We start from the raw sequence: 17,504 nt of genomic DNA on the forward strand, positions 1-17,504 counted from the left end.
GTTCTAGAGCGAACGCATCTTGATGTTCCGGAACCAGACGCTACTTCCCCAGTCCTGTAAACCAATGTGCCCCGTAAACTGCCCTTTGCTAATTGGCGCATCTTTGAGTTTACTGGCGGCAACGCGCTGTTTCCATTCAGCGCTTTTAAGGTCGTGTTCCTGAATGTTAAACCCATTCAGGGAAACCGTCAATTTGTTCTTTTTCAGGACAAAATGCACCTTGTTCCAGCTACCCACCGGTTGCAGTTCCCGAACACGCGCGTTGGCTACGCTGAAAAAGTCGCCGGCGCGGTGTTTGTTTTCATCCGCGCCTTCGTAGATAGCATCATCAAGCACTTGCAGCTCAAGCCCTGTATCGAAAATATTTTTGTACTTCGAGTCTTCCTGAACAAAGAAAAAGATACCGCTATTCGTAAAGCGTTCAACTTTCCACTCGGCTGTAAACTCAAAATCACCGGTAATCACGGCATCCGTTACCAGATCGCCCCCATCCGGTGCTTTGTTGCCTACGCGATTGGGTACATTTAAATTCAAAGCGCCCTGGTCTATTCTCCAGGATGAGCCAACTCCTTTGGCACCATACTTATGCCATCCGGCTACATTTCGACCATTGAACAACAGCTTCCAGCCATCTTTCTTCTCCTGAGCCGATAACGTATTAACCGTCTGAGCCTGTGTAAAGACACTGGCAAAGCAAATAAACAAACCAAGAACTGATAACTTGAAGAGCATACTGATTATAAAGATTCAGCTCATATAAGGCAATTGGCGCGATAAACTCCTCATGCGTTCGAGGTAATCGTTATGCACTTGTATTTGCTTATGTATTCGGAAGGTAGTATAGTACACCAATAACTTAATAGCCTGCCCCCTACGAGAATAGTAGGTGGCTCCCTTAGGATGACTTTATTTCCTAACGCTGCCTGTTTGTCTTTAGCCTTTTTGTAGTAGCCTCACAAATACGAAAACCTATAATATAACCCAACATACCCGGACGTTTCTTTTGCTCGGCGCCCAGAGCTAAGAACCATTTTACCTATACAGATTTGTTCGCCTGAGAGGAAAATTCAGACCATATCGCACTTTTCGAGTGCCGGATTCATTTGATCAAACGCGGTCTGCATGGTCGATTTGCCCGTTAAATGATGAGCTACAAATTCCGCTCCTCCTACCAAGGCATATTCTATATTAGTTTTAGCGACAAGCTTTTGCAGATAATGAACGATTTCATGCAGACACACCACGTCCAGATCATCAAAATTACCGGCCGCTTTCCTGATGTACGGATTAGTTATTTCGTCCCGGAAATTATATACATCCTGAATATTAAATCGAATACTATCAGGGTTTGACGTTTTGAATGATTGAGCGAATGCCGTTAGATTAAACGTAATAAAGAGTAAAGCGATTAATTATTTCATGAAGTGTTTTTCCAATCATTGACGAACATAGTAGGCTAAAGGTCATTACCACAGAATCCCCCTTGTTCAAAAACTTATTATAGTGACAATCTGGAACTATTAATTATTGGTGTTACCTGTATAGCCCTGAAACGGCTTCACACATTAGCCTCCTCACCGTAGCTGGTTCAGTGTAGAGTGGAGTAGAATAATTAATGAACTGATTTTCTGTTTACAATTTCTGTCTGGATAGCCTTCCTGTTATGTGAATTTTTGTACCCTATAAAAAGAGAAGCAGCAAGCAGACAAATTGTAATCAGAAATTTACCGCCCGTGGCTGATTACACAGCCACACCAACCAGCATACCAATGGTAAATGCGGATGCGATTGTTCCTGCTTTTATTTCTTTCTCTGCTAACACTAACCCATCAAGTGTCATTTTTGAATAGTCCTTATTGGAAAACTTAGTAACCGTGGCTGTTGCAAAAGTCTAAAACGGGTGTGACGGCCTTGAGTGAATGGCTAGTTTCATTCCGTTTACAAGGCAAAATCTGCTTACTAGGCAGGGATTTTCGCAGTCCTGTTGACATTTGCAACAGCCACATTCCATAGGCAACTTGACTAAGAATTATACAAATATCAAGCCGTTCTCCAAATAGATTAACACTTCCAAATGATGAGTGTTACACGAAACTGATTAAGCACGGTTATTCTCAAAATACGCTCCCAAATCCGAGACGACAAAGACGTTTTGCCACTGGTAAATCGAGCGTCTGACCCATAAGTAGTACGCTTCATAAAGTTCAAGCCGACTTCAATACCTTACTCTATTGAATTCATAAGCTGGCAAATCCTGCGCCCGGCCTAAATCAAAATACATTCGATCTTCCTTAATGTATAAGGAAGGATTCCGCACATACCAATTATTTTCTCGGGGCTGGGCATTGGTCTGAAGCTGTAAATAGGGTCCTGCCTGGTAGGCTAATTTAACTAGTTCATAGTCAACCTTATCAATTTGAGTACCCTCGTCGATTACCTTAATCTGGTTCTCATCGATCAGCAGTTCTACATTCGGCAGATTGGCATCAAGCAGCATGGACGATTGCTTCACCAGCTTCCATTTACCGGGTAACCATGTTTTTGCCTGTTGCAAATCCAGGGTATAGTCTTTCAAAGGATAGAGAATGGGATCAACCTGAATTGTTTTGTGACAACTGCTGATACCAAAAGCTAGTAATAGTAGTAAGTTCAGACCAATAAGCCACGCCCTGCGCTTAGTAAACGGATACACAAAACGGACGGCTCCATTTGGTTAGCCGCGGATTAGCTTAGTAACGGCGCACGCTGGAAGCGCCTTCAGCTCGACTCTATTACAAGGCTAGCTAGTCAAGATTCTTTCAGCGGCTGTACGTTTAGGCGGTTGTCAATTGTTCGTTAACCCGAACGCATTTTTTACTTTTTAAGGGTACTAAACAGTGGGCCTTCCCCGGCTAACAGTAGTTCAATTCGCTCCACCAAGAAAACCATTAAGTATATGGGTGAAAAGGGTTATTGCCACTTATGTGAATGAAGCTGACATTTACAGCAATAATAGTGGTGGGTATCACAGCGGTAGTCGCTCTAGTTTAAGATCGGACTAACCCGCTCAAACTAAAATCAACATGATCCAAGCTTATTTGAGCAGTATTCACTGCCATGAAGAAACGGACGAGGCAGGGGCCGATGAGCCCTATCTCCTCGTTACCACGGTGAATCTGGCCTCTTCGGTGAGTGTAGCCGGTTTCCCGGTTCCCATTCCCGCTTATGAGGTTTTTCTATACGGTCCCTTTGGGGATGTGGATAAAGGCGAAACTCATCCAGGACCCGGTATTGCTCAGCCATTTTGGGGATTAGATAGGGCGCCCGCCCCATTGGCCGATCCAGAACAAGTTTTATTTGTGGTCGCGCTGATGGAAAATGACGATGGTAGTCCTGGGAACCTGCGGGGAATTGTGAAGGGCATTGTCGCCGGATCCGTTTTGAGTAGTCTATCCCTAAGTCGAGTCGACAAAGTGGCAGCTTTGATTCGGGATGTAAATTCGGCTATTGCCACACCAACGGGAGCCCCCAACTTCGATGACACAGTTGGAATGCCTCAGGAACTCCGTTTCTCAGGCGACGAATTAAGGCAAGCCGAGTCGGGCCTGGTGGTCAGTAAATCACTCGTATTTGCGGGCGATGGCGGGCGCTACACCCTAAATTTCGAGGCAGTTAATGAGTTTGGTCTGTATGGGGCTATTCGGGAAAAATGGGTCCAAAGCGGTCGGGTGACAGGCCCGCTGGGTCGGCCTGTTTCCGGTGAAATAGCCACGTTTGACACGCTCGGTCGATTTCAAAATTTTACCGGGGGGATTATCTCCTGGCATCCCACAACGGGTGCTCATATCGTGTGGGGTGCCATAGGTGAACGCTGGTTGCAAGTGGGTCGAGAAGCATTCGGTTATCCCATTACGGATGAAGTAGCGACCAGCAGTGGGCATGGACGATTCAATCACTTCCAGGCTATTCAACTACCGGGTAAACCCGTGGCATCCATTTATTGGTCACCGGAAAGTGGCGCTCATGAAATTTACGGGGCCATTCGTGATAAGTGGATTCAACTAGGTTCAGAAAGAAGCCGTCTGGGTTATCCGATCAGTGCAGAGACGGACCAGGCAGGCGGTCGATTACAACGATTCCAAGGCGGATCATTGTTTTGGACGCCACGCAGTGGCGTAGTAGTGCAGTAATCAGATCGGGCGTATGCCGTTGGTGGCTACTTACTGCTTTGTGTTTAGCGGGGCAACCTGCTAGTCTGCTTACTTTCTCTCGTGGCAATCAACTAAAACCTGAGTTACCTGATTATTCTGTTTTTTGCTGTTGGACAAAAGAAGCCTGCAAACAGGGCTTTTTAAGCTTGACAGGACAAGAACCGGAAAGATTGGCCTTTTGCTAATTCGGTCTGTACAGGGTGTCAGATCAGTTTGAGAGGGTTTTCGTTTACCGTTCTAAACCAAAAAATCTTGATATGGAAAATCTACTTGTTGCCAAGTCAGAAACAGTAGCGAAGGCAGCCGTTACCGCCGAGTCGAATCTATTTGAGGCTATCCGAGGTGTATCGCACGCAGGCGACGCGCATGGGGCTGTTGTTGGCATTAATGATAACCAAACCCCCACGGCAGGGCCGGGCGTTTACGGACAAAGTAGCGGTACCGGCGTTTGGGGAGAAAGTCAAACGTGGATGGGGGTTTATGGCCATAGTAGAAGTACAACGGGTGGAGCGGGTGTTATGGGGGAAAACGAAAGCGGGGCGGGTGTCATTGGCAAAAGTAAAAAGTGGGTTGGACTCTTCGGCGAAACGTTCGGCACCGAAAATGGCCCCGCTGGCGTTTGGGCTGACGGGCACGAAGGGGGTTCTGGCGTGAAAGGACATACCAGCTGTCCAGGCGCCTTTGGAGTTGCTGGATTCCATTTGACCAATCAAGGGCCGGGAATCTATGGAAAAGGCGCTCCAGCAGGTCTTTTCGAGGGTGACGTCACGGTTACAGGAATGCTAAGTGTACAAGGGACTAATGTGCTTCAACGTATTGTCCAAACAGAACAGCAAGTAGCCAATGTGGGGCAGTTAGTTCAACGAGTAAGCTCTTTAGAGACCCGAATCAACACGCTGCAGCAACAGGTTACTAATCTTCAACAGCAACTGGCTAGCCTGCAACAAAAACAAGCTCAGGATGTACAAGGTATTGCCGTCAGCTTAGCTACGCTTGCCTCACGAGTTACGGCACTTGGCGGTTAGTGGTATTGATTCTGTGATTCATTGAAAGCCATACAAAACATATCTACCAGCTGGTAAGACACTGCTCACCTAAGTATACCTCTCTAAGTGTGGCTTACAAAGCAACTAAGCGCTCTTTGGCTTTCAGTATTCTACTGCTCGTAAGACACGCCATGAGCACAATTAAAGTCCCTTACCGTCTTTTTTCTGTTGTTCTGACTAGCTGAGCGAGTCACCTGGTCGATTTGTGAAGTTGATCAATAAAACTCTTCGGTAATTGGAAAAGCCTTTGCCAGGACTGGTAAATCCATGAATGAATACGTGCGCGCCCTAGCCCATACTCCGTGTGGGAATAGTTAACACATAGGGATTTAATTCGCCAGATTATTGATATAAAGCGGTTCTATCCAGTAATAGTATCATGGAAGTTAATTCGAGGCATAGGCCATGAGTTAACTTCCATGATACTATTCCAAAGTTGAATTTCTTTTTCTGGTAATCTTCGATCATTCCCAAATGTGAGCAGCCTTACTACCTCGACGGTCCCGATACGTTGGAACGGCCATAGCGGTAGGCTTCACAGAGTTGCTTTGAATTGTATGCAAAGTTGGGCCGCCCGGCGGGCTCAGCTATCCGTTGATCTAAGTCTCTGTAAGATTTATCAAACACCATATTTAGCGGGGTGGCCCGAGCCATAGAAATGAGCGAATTGTGAGACAGTTATTAAAAATTACTGTCTCTTTGAATCCTCCCTCTTGAGACGAAGGATCGTTCAGGTATTTGTTTCAACAATGGGTCGTTTAATCAGTTTGCCTTTTTAATAACTGTCAACTCCTGTTCATAGCCTACGGGTATAACAGGGCAAATACTCTTATTTGCGTAGTACATCAATGTAGCTTAATCAATACGGATTTATTTATATAAGAAGGCAATGTTTTACCCAGTACCATTTTTCTCAAAATTGACACAAGAGCAGGGTTACTTTTATTTTTAGAGAATAGTCTACTATCAGAAAAAGAGTGTGTTAAGGATGCAGATAATGTTTCTTCATGAATAAAACAGTTTTATACAGACTGTAACCTAGATCCAGCATTTCCAAGTATCCCACAAAGGGAAATATCTCCATAGATAATTAGGCAAAGTGCTTGCTACGGCGATTACGTGTCTTATCTAGCATATACTCCCTAGCACAAGTAGCATAAATAGTGGGATTGTTAGAAATCGCAAGCGTTAAGGCTTGAATTCATTAAGGAAGTTAAATCAAAAAGATCATTTAGCTTGATGTAATTTTGAGCAAAAGATTGACTAGTAAAACCCCAAAGTAACAGTGTTGAGCAAGTGATGATTTGTAATGCCGGCGTTTTTATAAAAATGGAGATGATTATTAGAGTTCTAAAAATGAGGCAATATTACAGTCACTTTGTTCATTTTATCACGCAGTACCCACCTATAATCTAAACTTGACTAACTGGTTCGTATTCTCTGTCGCCGGGAGTGCTTGCTGAACTTGGAAACCTATAACCTGCCTAACTGGACGTTTATTCTGTCGCTAGTACACCGCTTGTTGTATTCACCCTATATCCACAAGGGTTGATGGATTTGAAAGCAGTAATTTGGGTGTGCCGGTGCTAATCTTAACGAACTTTGCTGGTTGGGCTATTCATTTTCGGTTTATCCAGCCCCCTGCTGTACGAAGCCCAACCATACAGATCCAAAGCACCAACATACTACCGACTTTACGCTTGAGTAATCAGAAAACCTTTGCTCTGGGACTCACGCTCCTTGTCGCCAAGATGCCGCCGAACCGGACTGAAGCTGGAATTGATGTGGATAGAAGTCGAAGCTGTTTGAGGTCGAAATTCCTTTATCGGCTCACTCTGAGCCACTGTATGGAATTGACTCGAAAACATTCTATGCAGTATCCGTCCTGCACTTGTATGTCGTCATTCAAACCCGCTAGGGAAGTAAACAGATAGGAGAGCATTCCTTGTTTACTCTCTCGTTTTTCATTGGGACCCATCGTTCGTACTACTTCCTGATAATAATATCCCTTTTCGTCACTATATTTTTGCTGGATACCCACAAATTTAATCGTGTAATCACAATTATTACCAAGTTCAGAATTCAAACTTGGATTATAATCTGTGTGGCTGTATATATTCTCCCCATCGGTCAGGTATGATTTTTCGGTCTCAATAGACATACTTTTATGCCTACTGAAACAGCTTGAACAATCTTTAGTGTATTTTTTCTTAAACTGCTTAAGAAGAGCCTGAATTTGTTGCTCACTTTTTTCCATAAATTCTTTTTTTGCTTTCTTTGCCGCTATTTCTTCCTCAATCGTTTTGACGGCTTTTGCTGCCGACATCTCGTTTTTTATCTTATAATCGTTGACGATATACCGATACGATACGCCAATACTTTTGGCGAACTCTGCCTTGTAGCTCTCCGTAACCAAACTCATTAGTATATCACCGTCTCGGTTTGCCGATAGCGTTAACTGCCCTTCCCAGCCGCCTTGCTCAAATTTGTTGCCAATACAATTCTTATTAACTCGGCGCAGATTTTCTATTTTCGTAAAATTAGTAACCCTGAATGTCTGTGGCTTTTCCGTAATCAAGGCCACATTATTTATCTCGATATCGGCATAACAATCACATACTTCCGAACTGGAAAACATTAGCACGGCTTTTCCCAAATAATCGCCAATTGCAAATTTTTTATTTCGCTTTTTCAATGCAGCCGTTGGGCGAATAAAATCTTCATAGGGTGTTTCAAGCCACCCTTCGTAGGTGATATGTTTCCACTTAGGAGCGTACCCATCGGGGTATTTCCCTTCAATGTCGACTAGTAGATTTTCAGCAATCGCTACCCGAGTATCATTCTCGGCTTTTACAGGTACGTTCCTGTGTTGGTGTAAGTTTCTTTTCTTAAGCGACGACTTTTCGAGCCTATCATAAATTGCGTCCTCGATAAGATCATCGACCTGATTAGTTTTTTTTCTAACCGCGTTGTTTACTGCCTTATTCGCTGTGCGCTCTGCGTTCCTGCCAACACGATTAAATAGTCGATCAAGTTGGGCTTCAGAAGGTAGCGACAAGAGGATAAGCAGAAGGGTAGAGAGTACGGCCTTTTCCATAGTTGTTGTGTTTGGTCATTTTATGTGTGATAAGTACAAATTCAATGAAAATATCTTTCTTTTAACATGTGTTTGAGTAGCTATACTGACAAGATTTGACTATTGTAACCGTAACTGACGCGCCGTGCCCGCCCCGTGGTGTATTATCTAGGATTTGCACTGCGTGAAAAAGCCCAAACTTGACCCCTGAGACGCACTGCCTGTCGCCAGTAATACACCGGACAAGCTCTTATGGCTGATGTCCCCAACGCCAACAAGGGGCTAATGGCTTTGAAGCTAATCTTTTAACGCGAGCAGTTTGCACCTTTACATTCTCATCATGTTGGGATGTTAACGTTGACTTCGGGACGTATTCCCTGTCAAAAGTAAGCTACCCCACGCTGAGTGAGCAACAACGACTTAAGCTAAGCCATAAACAGAACGTGGCTATCGTCCTAGGAAAACGGATTGTGTTTTTAACAATTCGAGCTGAAATACCTGCTGCGGCAATGATAATGACTACAATAAAGGTGGTGCACATGCTTTTAAGTTGTTTAGAGAAATTTTATCTGCTTATAGCCTCTCGAAACCAGTCAATCTTCGCTTGCCCAATTCAGGCGTTTCCTTTATCACACGTCACTCGCCCATGAGCCACAGCCTAGCTAGCTTGTTGCCCCATTGTCGCAGGTAGCCCGCCTTTGGCTCACTGCATAGACCCACACCCAACGCCGATGATGGCAGATGACGACCGTAGGGAGACATTTACACACCTGTTTTGTTGAGCGCAATCAACCCCGCATACCCTCAAGCTGGCTGCTGGATTTAACCCGCAGATAGACCATCAGCCCTGAACCCCTCACCAAGTACCCTGTAAGAAACAACCCGCTAACGGAGCATGACTACGCAACAAGAAGAAGACGCGATAAAGGAACTGGAAACCATGATGCTCAGCTACTACACGCCTATGACGCGGGAAGAGTGGGAACGTAACATGGCGATATATAATAAGGTGTGGGATGAAGTATTTAGGGAGGAAAAATTAATAGCAACTGAAAGGTTTGATGAAATTGTAAAATGATTACAGCACCTCCAATTATTCCTGTTGAATCTTTGCCCCTCGATACAATTCAGAAACCGATTGATTCATCAACTGCTGGCACAGGGGCCCTAACTCTTTGATGATGCTATCAAACTGTATAGACATGGTTGTTGAATCATACCAGCTTATTGACTCTATGGATTCAAGCTGAATAAGCACATTTTTATCTCTATGCCCTACGGAATTGTTTCGTACTTTCATTAGGGTAGATGAATGTTGGGACTTAAATTTATTCAGTATTTTATTGATGGAATTTAATTGTTGGATGTATGCTTCACCATGAGGATAATTTGCTATTATGGCTCTTAATCTAGTACCGGTCAGTGTAAATATCTTATCCATGCTTTCGTATATTAATAAGTAAGCATGTCTTGCATAAAATTTTCTTTGCCAATCTTTCTCAGCAAACGACAAATTTCTTACTAGAATTTTCAAATCATATGAGATTATAGCTATGTAAGCTGCTACATTTCATATAAGGCTTGCGTTTTCATACTTATTGACATTTGCGTGCTTGAGCCCATCTATTATCTCAGAAAGTGTTTTTTCTTGCTTTTCAAAAGTTTGGTTAAAAGTAGTCTCCATTTCAAGCCTATTCTCTCTTACTTTTTGAGCAAGTATAAATTCAACTACATTTTTATTAAAATCCATATGCATTAAGTTTTTCTTAATCAAGCCCGTGCTGTCTGAGTCAAACCCCTTTGTGATTCACAGTTCTACTCGCCCGCGCCAATGCTAGATGAAGAGGGAATAAAAAAGAGGAAAGTGATTGAAAATATTTATTTTTGTTCGATATTGTTTAATTTAGTGGCGAACTATTTGAGCCCAAAGAAATTATTAATATCCGACCAATAATATATAACTAAACCACCAAAAATGGAAGTCACAGCAGGTGCAACCCAAGTTCCCATAAACGAAACAATAGCATTTTGTTTATGGTCATTTGCCGCCGGAATTATCGTTGTTGTATTATAGGCTGCATTTAAATCCCGCAAGTTTGAGCCCTGAACAATGCCAGAGTTATTACTGCCCGTTATGTTAATAGTTGATATGTCTGGCTTTTTATGTCTATCAACAAAGGCTTGATAGGTTGGGTATTGCTTGCCCTCCCATGTTAATTTCATAAACATACCTGATCCAAAATTGCCAGAATTAAACCCATTGGCTGATTCAGCGAAGCCGTGTGCAATGGCAACATTAAAAATGTAGTCTATAAAGCTATCTTCTTCTACATCTTCCCTACCTATAAAAAGTGGCGTAATGTCGATGCCTGTAGACTTTCCAACTTTTAAAGCGTCAAATATTTTGGCTAAATCTTCATGCATAGTTATGGTGGAATCATAGTTTACATTTCTCAAGCCCGCGTTGTCGGTCGCTAGCTGGCATTAGGCACAAAAGCTAACAAAGCGGCATACTCATTGGCTGGCTGCTGGATTTAACCCGCATAGAAACACACATCGCGTAGCAAAGCCGCTTTAGCGCACATCAACCACGGGTGTTGATGGTGGGCAGACGACTCACCTGAACACGCCCCCCCTGCACCTTTACACACCCGTTATGTTGGGCTGAAAACTGTCCACCGGGACGTGCTCCCTGTCGACGCAATGCTACCCCACGCGGAGCGGACTTATGCCTTCTTTTTGTAATGACCTAAGTACCACTCTCTGCTTAAATAGAAAGCCATTGTAAGATAGCCAAGTACGCTACTCCATTTTTCTAAGGGGCCTCGTTGGTCGTACTCGTGAAAAAAAACAAAAAACAAATGGTAGAGCAATCCAGAAAGCCCTGCCCACATCAGTAGACGTAGCCAAAGGGGTTCATCCATAAAGAAAGGTCTCTTTTTCATTTTTCTCTTTCTAACCGGGTCGTTTGCATTGTCAGTTGGAACTCAGAATATAAAGCCCCAAACCTGCCCATGTGGGGCGTTTCTTATGTCGCACGGAAGCAGGAATTGGAAGTCCTATCTTGCCTAACAGGGGCGTTCAAGTTGTCGCACGAAAGCCCGACTTTGAAGCACCGATGAACTGTCGCACCCAACACCCACAGGTGATGATAGTGAGCGAACAAGTTCGAGCAAACAAACGTACTTGCACCTTTACACACTCATTATGTTGGGCTGCGACCCGTCTTCGGGACGTACTACCTGTCGCCAGAGGGTTAAGCTATTCGATAACTTTACTGATCCTTGGATAAAATGGCAAGTACTCGACAGTAACTCGCTCACCAACTTTATACTTAGGATGTTGAGAACTTCTGCTGTAAAACTTACCATTCACCTGAAACTCATATGAATAAGCAAAGCGGCCTGAATTATTTCCAAAATAGTTCTCCTTGTCAATTATAATTGCCTTTGTCTGAACGTAGTAGTATTTCAATAAATAGAACCCTATCGTTCCAGCAACTGCATAGGCTACGAAAAACCCCATTCCTATAAAGAAAATGGCTGTTCGCCATTTATATCTTCTGGGCCGTTGTCTTTGCTTTTTTGACATTGTTATATTTCACGAGTTGCACCCTGTCAGCCGAAACCCGACCAGCGAGCTAAAAGCTGACCCTGTCGAGACGAGCGGCCTGTCGACGGTACCCACCCATGACTCCCATTTTGTTCGTTTCACCCAACGACCACAGGGGTTGATGGCGAGGCACGAGCCTTTACACCCCTGCCCACGTTGGGCTGAAATGCTGTCCTTCGGGGGCGAGCAACCTGTCGCCCGACAAGCCGCCAACGCGGAGCGATGACCTGCTAAATGTCTCGTTCAAAGAACAGGTAAATCGTAGATGCATCCGAGGACGCTGTGGATACCAACCTGTACCCTTTTGAAGCATATTCATCGAGTTTTGTTTGAGCTTCAGCTTTAGCTTCTACGATAGCCTTATTGGAATCGAATCCAGTTTGGATGTAACGTACGATTTCAACTTTATACTCTTTCATTTTCTTACCGATTTACTGGTTTTGTTGACTCGTTTATAGGGGGCGTTTACCCTGTCGCCAGAAGCCGAAAATGGAGACCTCAGCTTGTCTCATTCAGGAGTTTGCACTGTCAGCGAGAAGTCGGCTAACGAGCCTAAACTTGCCTGTTGGGGCGGCTCCACTGTCGCCGGTAGCCCGCCCTTGAACTCACATCCTGGCCGGTTCACCCAACGCCCACGGGTGTTGATGGTGATTGAAAAACTTACCTGAACACAAGCCGCTTACACCTTTACACACCCGTCATGTTGGGCTGAAAACCCACCTTCGGGACGTGCCCCCTGTCACCGGAAGCCTGTCCGCGCGGAGCAAAAAAGCGTTTAAGTTTCGTACTCAGTTTTGTCTAGTGCTGTTTGAATATCAGTCATTCGTTGTCCGTTGGTCATATCCAGAATGACAACTGCCTCAATGTCAATCTCATCGTCATTAGCTGCGATGATGGAAAACCAAATGCCATCCTCAAAATCATGATGCCAAGTGGTCATTATATCATGCTTGGGAAGATAAGCTTTATCTACTTTCAACACTTCCCTAAATACAATTTCCTCATCTATTAAATCATGTACCCCTTCGCACTGATTCCCAATCGTAGCTATCCAACAAACGTCCTTGAGAATGATTTTCGAGATGACATCATCAAGATACCTCCTGTCAAGATCATCACTGACTAAAACGCACAACCAATTTTTGTTTGGAATTTGACTGTACCAGTTTTCGGCAGTGGTGTACTCAACCAAAAGAATGTCGCGAGAATTGATACGTCTTGCCAAAGTAATTTCTTCAAGTTAATTGTTAAGCCATGATGCCTGTCGACCGGAAGCTGACCAACGAACCTAAAAGCCCACCTGTCGGGGCGGCTTCACTGGCGCCCGTGACTCGCCTAACGAGCCCAAAGCTGACCAATGAGCCGGGCAACCTTGTCGCCCGTAACTCGCCTTGAACTCTCATCCTGGCCGGTTCACCCAACACCCATGAGGGCTGATGGATGAGCGAACAATTAAGGACAACGAACGGAGTCTCAACCTTTACACACTCATCATGTTGGGCTGCAAACTCGCCTTCGGGACGTGCATCTTGTCAGCGGAAACCCGCCCACGCGGAGCGGACAACAACGCACAATCCGATTTCTATACCGACGGGCGAAGCTGATCAACGCACCTCATCCGCTTTGCCCAACCACACTTGTGGGGGCGGTTGGCTTGTCGACCGTAACCTGACCAAGCCGGTCAAAGTAAACCACTGGGGCGGCTGGCCTGTCGACCGGAAGCTACCCAACGAGCCCAAAAGCTGTTTGTCGGGGCGGCTTCCGTGTCGCCGGTGACCCGCCTAGTGAGCGCATTTTGAACCCACCTATCAAAGCCACCATGTGATGACTATGAGCGTAGGAAGACATTTACATACATGGCCGTACGTGCTTTTTACTTTTAAAGCACTAATAATCAACGAGCAAAAACACACAGTTTGTCAAAGGTTTGTTTGCAAAAAGAAGGTGGTAGTTGAGCTGGAAACGTTATATTTTGGACGTGAAACTTGTCTAATGAAAGGCCCTACCTTGAGCGGATATAAACACACAATTTGATTACGATTCCCAAAGCTTAACAACGCTCTGAAAGATAGTTAAAAACGGTATTCTAGTTTAAGGAATGCATATCGTGGCAAAATTCTATATTGCGTAAGAGAAGTTGAATAGTCACTAACACTAAGAGTTGTATATTGAATATTATTAAAAATATTCTTTATATTAAAAGAAAAATTAATAGTATTAGGTTTTATAACAAAATTAGATTTTAAATCTAAAAAATAATTATACTTATCAGCACTATTTATAGAATTCCCTAAAAAATAGCGTTCAGATTGTAGGCTGAAGTTTATTTTGTCGTTTATACTAAAAAGTAAATCCAAAAACAAAGTATTATTTGAATAAGCATTTATACTATTAGAAATAATATTAGACATAACGTTACTGTAACCGAAATGAAAATTAAATAATTTATCAAAAACTGACCTCAATTCAAAATTGAACTTATTGTTAATAGATTTAATTTCTCTAATACTTTGACTATTAATTAAATTTAAGTAATTTGACTTTTGATATAGATATTCGACTTTAATATTTGTAGAAATTGATTTTATGTATTTGTCAGCAGATATAGATAAATTTAAATTATTTTTATTGTGCAATATTAACCCTTTAGAAATCATAGAATTAGCTGTAATTGTATAATTATTAGAAATGTAATCTGGCTCATTTATAAAAACTACAGATGAGTTTAAGAAAAACCTATCCCCCCAATTCCCGCATTGATAATTAACAAATGTTGTATTTGTATTAAGTAGTTCTGGCGCACCAAGACCTTCATTTAAACTTCTTGAACTTGTCATTATATAATTAGTAAAATTGTCAGTTATTTTCGAGACAGCTCTACTACTTACATGTGAAACAAAAATCTTATTTTTTTGATTTATTGCCCAATTGAAGCCCAATACAGGTAAAACATATTCATAAATATAATTATATGATTTGTTATTGGATTTCAATACACTATTCACATATATTTTATGCATAGAAATGCCTAATATAAAGTTTAAAGATTTCACATTTTTCGTATACTTAAGTTCTCCAAATCCATTATTTTCAAATAGAAGATTGTCATTATAAGATAGGCTATTGAGAGGGTCGGAAAAGTAGAAATTAGACAATAATTGGTCTGTTCTAAATTTATTACTTAAATTAAATTCAATTAAATCGCTATTCTTTATCCTCTTTTTTAGCTGAAATTCAAAACCAACAAATTCCATTCTATTGCTAGAAAGTTGATTTGTCATGTTAGTACTATCTTGTTGAATGAAATCTTTAAACAATAAATTATTTGACGAATAATGTTGAGGTGATTTTTCAGAAATGTACTTTCCTGTAAATATTAAAACAAAATTACTTTTAGTTTTATGTATTGCGGTTAGCTTAGAGTCAAATAAATTTGTTTTATTATTGAGTTCTTCATTGTTTTCAATTTTATTAAATTTATAATTAGAAACAATATTATCAGGTTGGACACTGAACTTTGAAGTAAGTTCAAAAGTAGTGTTATTAAAAGTATTTATGGATAAGTCAACCTTCCCAAATTTATTTACAAGGAAACTATTAATATTGTAAATCTCTAAATTTGATTGTTGTAAGTCCTTAAGGCTATATGTTTCTTGTATTTTCTTATAAAACGTATTGTTATTTACGTCATAGAATAACAAAGTTTTTAGCTTAATCTTAGTTGAAAAATTATGAATAGCATTTATTGAAACAAATTTTTCATCATTAAAGTTACTTCTGTCTCTTTTAAAAATTAAGGGATTTGATGGCAACTGAATTATTTTATTTGTTCGCTCGTTATTGCCAATATCAGAAATATCATCAGTATTTGCTGGAGTTATTAAACTCTTCACATCGCCAGTTGCATCTTCTCCTAAATTATTTATATTTGATAAAAAATAAAATTTATTCCTTTTTTCAAACTTCATCAAATTATTTTGTTGGAGATAAACTAATCTATTTAAAGCGCCTAAACCAGTGGTTGTGTTACCAAACCATTTTAGTTTACTTTTGTTATCAATTTTTAAATTCAATGCGATTTTATTGCTATTTTCAATCCCTTTCAATTAGACATTTTTTGAGTAATTTTTCAATAATTCAATCTGACTTACCGGATATGAAGGCATATTCTTACTAAGGATTCTGTAGCCTTTTTCAAAAAAATCATCACCTTCAACCATTATTTTTTCTACTTCTTGGCTACCCACCCTTACAGTTCCATCAGAATCTACAGTTAAACCTGGTATTTTTTTTAAAATATCTTCAACGACTCTTTCTTCACCTGTAGTGAATGATTTAACATCGAATATAATAGTGTCATTTTTTATAGTTATTTGTTTTTTTGTGTTTACAATTACTTCTTCAAGCTCAAAAGCCTTAAATTTCAATTTAACATCAATCGTAAGATTTTGTCTAAAAGAAGATAAATTAATAGATTTAATTAATTCTTCATAAGATAAAGAATTGAAATGTATTTTGTAAGAGCCGCTTTTAGATATTTTAAAAGAATATAAGCCGTTATCGTCGGATAGAGAGCTAGCAATCACAAGGCTATCAGCACTATTTCTTAGAACTACACTAATATAAGGTAGCACGTTGCCTTCAAAATCTGTTATCTTACCAGATATTATAGACTGACTTAATCCTTGATAAAAGGAAAGTAAGAAAAGGGGAAAGAAAAAATATTTAAATGACATTTACTCGAATATTTTTTCGATGTTATGATCCTCGCTTTTAAAGTTAACAACAGCACCTCTTGGTAATTTAGCTTTCAAGTTATTAACAAAGTCTTTAGCGGCATCATTCTTCAAGGCGATATATTTTTCAATTGGTATATTTTTGCCGTTCTTAGGGATTTTTATATTTTCATTTCTGCTAGATTTAATACTTGTCAATCTAAAAGATATACCATTATCTTGAGATTTTATTTCGATAATAAGCCCAGGTAGACCATGAAACTTCCAGGGCCCCAATGATGTGGGAATTTCTGAAGTATACCAAGCATCATACACTCTACCTCTAAAGGATAATCTTGCTGAGTTACAATTAAAGTTGCCAATTCTTTTTAATTTATTAGTAAAGTCCCACCTTAAATTTGGGAGAGCTTCTTCTACTATTACCGGCATAAATTCATTATCAATATAAACGAAATCACGAAATGTTAATTTTTTATTTGGCATATTTATGTAAAATTGTTTACCTAAACTATCTCTTCCTTCTTTTGAAAAGTTGATAGTATTATCATCACTAATAAATAAACTATCACTTTTTTTATTATCAATAAATATTGATAATGCTTCATTTCTGTTAGCTTTAAAATCAACAGTGTTTTCCTGATTCAACTCATAATTATTGAATTGATAAATTGCATGTAAATTAACTTCTGTTTGACTGTACCCTAAATTTGAATGAAATAAAAATATAAAAAATATTTTGGTTAATGCGTAAAAAGACGTTTGAAATTTTCTGAACATAATTTTAAAATTTAAAATTTTAGTTCTTGTCAATAAAAATGTAATAATACAATTCCTATTGACAAGA

18 protein-coding genes are annotated in these 17,504 nt (G+C 40.8%); 7 read left to right on the plus strand and 11 right to left on the minus strand.

The genetic code is table 11. The annotated features are described in order from the left end of the window. Window positions 1-3: 3 nt before the first annotated feature. Both ACYVJM_RS06585 and ACYVJM_RS06590 read right to left on the minus strand, forming a co-directional pair. Window positions 4-732 (minus strand): 3-keto-disaccharide hydrolase, encoded by a 729-nt coding sequence (locus ACYVJM_RS06585; protein WP_461147394.1) that lies wholly within the window; start codon window positions 730-732, stop codon window positions 4-6. 1,483 nt (window positions 733-2,215) lie between these two features. Beyond that, window positions 2,216-2,575, minus strand: coding sequence for a hypothetical protein (locus tag ACYVJM_RS06590; RefSeq protein ID WP_461147395.1), 360 nt, complete (start codon window positions 2,573-2,575; stop codon window positions 2,216-2,218). 487 nt (window positions 2,576-3,062) lie between these two features. Between ACYVJM_RS06590 and ACYVJM_RS06595 the strand changes: the two genes are divergently transcribed. Both ACYVJM_RS06595 and ACYVJM_RS06600 read left to right on the plus strand, forming a co-directional pair. Then, on the plus strand, window positions 3,063-4,169 hold the full coding sequence (locus ACYVJM_RS06595) for an LGFP repeat-containing protein (protein WP_461147396.1): 1,107 nt from the start codon (window positions 3,063-3,065) through the stop codon (window positions 4,167-4,169). Window positions 4,170-4,447: 278 nt separating this feature from the next. Then, window positions 4,448-5,215: a hypothetical protein gene (locus tag ACYVJM_RS06600; RefSeq protein WP_461147397.1), complete on the plus strand. Its 768-nt coding sequence runs from the start codon at window positions 4,448-4,450 to the stop codon at window positions 5,213-5,215. A gap of 1,843 nt (window positions 5,216-7,058) precedes the next feature. Here ACYVJM_RS06600 and ACYVJM_RS06605 read toward each other — a convergent pair. Continuing rightward, window positions 7,059-8,333 carry a hypothetical protein gene (locus tag ACYVJM_RS06605; RefSeq protein WP_461147398.1) on the minus strand — a complete coding sequence of 425 codons (1,275 nt, stop codon included), beginning with the start codon at window positions 8,331-8,333 and terminating at the stop codon, window positions 7,059-7,061. An 874-nt stretch (window positions 8,334-9,207) separates the two neighbouring features. Here ACYVJM_RS06605 and ACYVJM_RS06610 point away from each other — a divergent pair. Next, window positions 9,208-9,390, plus strand: coding sequence for a hypothetical protein (locus ACYVJM_RS06610; protein WP_461147399.1), 183 nt, complete (start codon window positions 9,208-9,210; stop codon window positions 9,388-9,390). 15 nt (window positions 9,391-9,405) lie between these two features. Here ACYVJM_RS06610 and ACYVJM_RS06615 read toward each other — a convergent pair whose 3' ends face one another. The 4 genes from ACYVJM_RS06615 to ACYVJM_RS06630 form a co-directional block, all read right to left on the minus strand. After that, window positions 9,406-9,846: a hypothetical protein gene (locus tag ACYVJM_RS06615; protein ID WP_461147400.1), complete on the minus strand. Its 441-nt coding sequence runs from the start codon at window positions 9,844-9,846 to the stop codon at window positions 9,406-9,408. A gap of 36 nt (window positions 9,847-9,882) precedes the next feature. Continuing rightward, on the minus strand, window positions 9,883-10,062 hold the full coding sequence (locus ACYVJM_RS06620) for a hypothetical protein (protein ID WP_461147401.1): 180 nt from the start codon (window positions 10,060-10,062) through the stop codon (window positions 9,883-9,885). Between the two features lie 164 nt (window positions 10,063-10,226). After that, window positions 10,227-10,736 carry a hypothetical protein gene (locus ACYVJM_RS06625; protein ID WP_461147402.1) on the minus strand — a complete coding sequence of 170 codons (510 nt, stop codon included), beginning with the start codon at window positions 10,734-10,736 and terminating at the stop codon, window positions 10,227-10,229. Window positions 10,737-11,573: 837 nt separating this feature from the next. After that, on the minus strand, window positions 11,574-11,903 hold the full coding sequence (locus ACYVJM_RS06630; RefSeq protein WP_461147403.1) for a DUF3592 domain-containing protein: 330 nt from the start codon (window positions 11,901-11,903) through the stop codon (window positions 11,574-11,576). Window positions 11,904-11,919: 16 nt separating this feature from the next. Here ACYVJM_RS06630 and ACYVJM_RS06635 point away from each other — a divergent pair, with 16 nt between their 5' ends. After that, window positions 11,920-12,150 (plus strand): hypothetical protein, encoded by a 231-nt coding sequence (locus tag ACYVJM_RS06635; RefSeq protein ID WP_461147404.1) that lies wholly within the window; start codon window positions 11,920-11,922, stop codon window positions 12,148-12,150. Window positions 12,151-12,699: 549 nt separating this feature from the next. Here the strand turns inward: ACYVJM_RS06635 and ACYVJM_RS06640 are convergent. Next, window positions 12,700-13,149 carry a DUF7684 family protein gene (locus ACYVJM_RS06640; RefSeq protein WP_461147405.1) on the minus strand — a complete coding sequence of 150 codons (450 nt, stop codon included), beginning with the start codon at window positions 13,147-13,149 and terminating at the stop codon, window positions 12,700-12,702. Between the two features lie 29 nt (window positions 13,150-13,178). On the opposite strand from ACYVJM_RS06640, the gene ACYVJM_RS06645 reads away from it, so the two are divergent. From ACYVJM_RS06645 to ACYVJM_RS06655, 3 genes are read left to right on the plus strand one after another with little or no spacing between them, the layout of a single operon-like run. Continuing rightward, window positions 13,179-13,319, plus strand: a complete 141-nt coding sequence (locus tag ACYVJM_RS06645; protein ID WP_461147406.1) for a hypothetical protein — start codon at window positions 13,179-13,181, stop codon at window positions 13,317-13,319. Window positions 13,320-13,360: 41 nt separating this feature from the next. Further along, window positions 13,361-13,528: a hypothetical protein gene (locus tag ACYVJM_RS06650; protein WP_461147407.1), complete on the plus strand. Its 168-nt coding sequence runs from the start codon at window positions 13,361-13,363 to the stop codon at window positions 13,526-13,528. Between the two features lie 19 nt (window positions 13,529-13,547). Next, window positions 13,548-13,700, plus strand: coding sequence for a hypothetical protein (locus tag ACYVJM_RS06655; RefSeq protein WP_461147408.1), 153 nt, complete (start codon window positions 13,548-13,550; stop codon window positions 13,698-13,700). Between the two features lie 296 nt (window positions 13,701-13,996). On the opposite strand, the gene ACYVJM_RS06660 is transcribed toward ACYVJM_RS06655, so the two are convergent. From ACYVJM_RS06660 to ACYVJM_RS06670, 3 genes are read right to left on the minus strand one after another with little or no spacing between them, the layout of a single operon-like run. Further along, a complete protein-coding gene (locus ACYVJM_RS06660; RefSeq protein ID WP_461147409.1) occupies window positions 13,997-16,030 on the minus strand; it encodes a hypothetical protein in 2,034 nt (677 codons plus the stop codon). Beyond that, window positions 16,031-16,660 carry a carboxypeptidase-like regulatory domain-containing protein gene (locus tag ACYVJM_RS06665; protein ID WP_461147410.1) on the minus strand — a complete coding sequence of 210 codons (630 nt, stop codon included), beginning with the start codon at window positions 16,658-16,660 and terminating at the stop codon, window positions 16,031-16,033. Next, window positions 16,661-17,437: a GLPGLI family protein gene (locus ACYVJM_RS06670; RefSeq protein ID WP_461147411.1), complete on the minus strand. Its 777-nt coding sequence runs from the start codon at window positions 17,435-17,437 to the stop codon at window positions 16,661-16,663. It lies immediately after the preceding gene. Window positions 17,438-17,504: the final 67 nt, after the last annotated feature.

It is taken from the genome of Spirosoma pulveris, assembly GCF_054781875.1.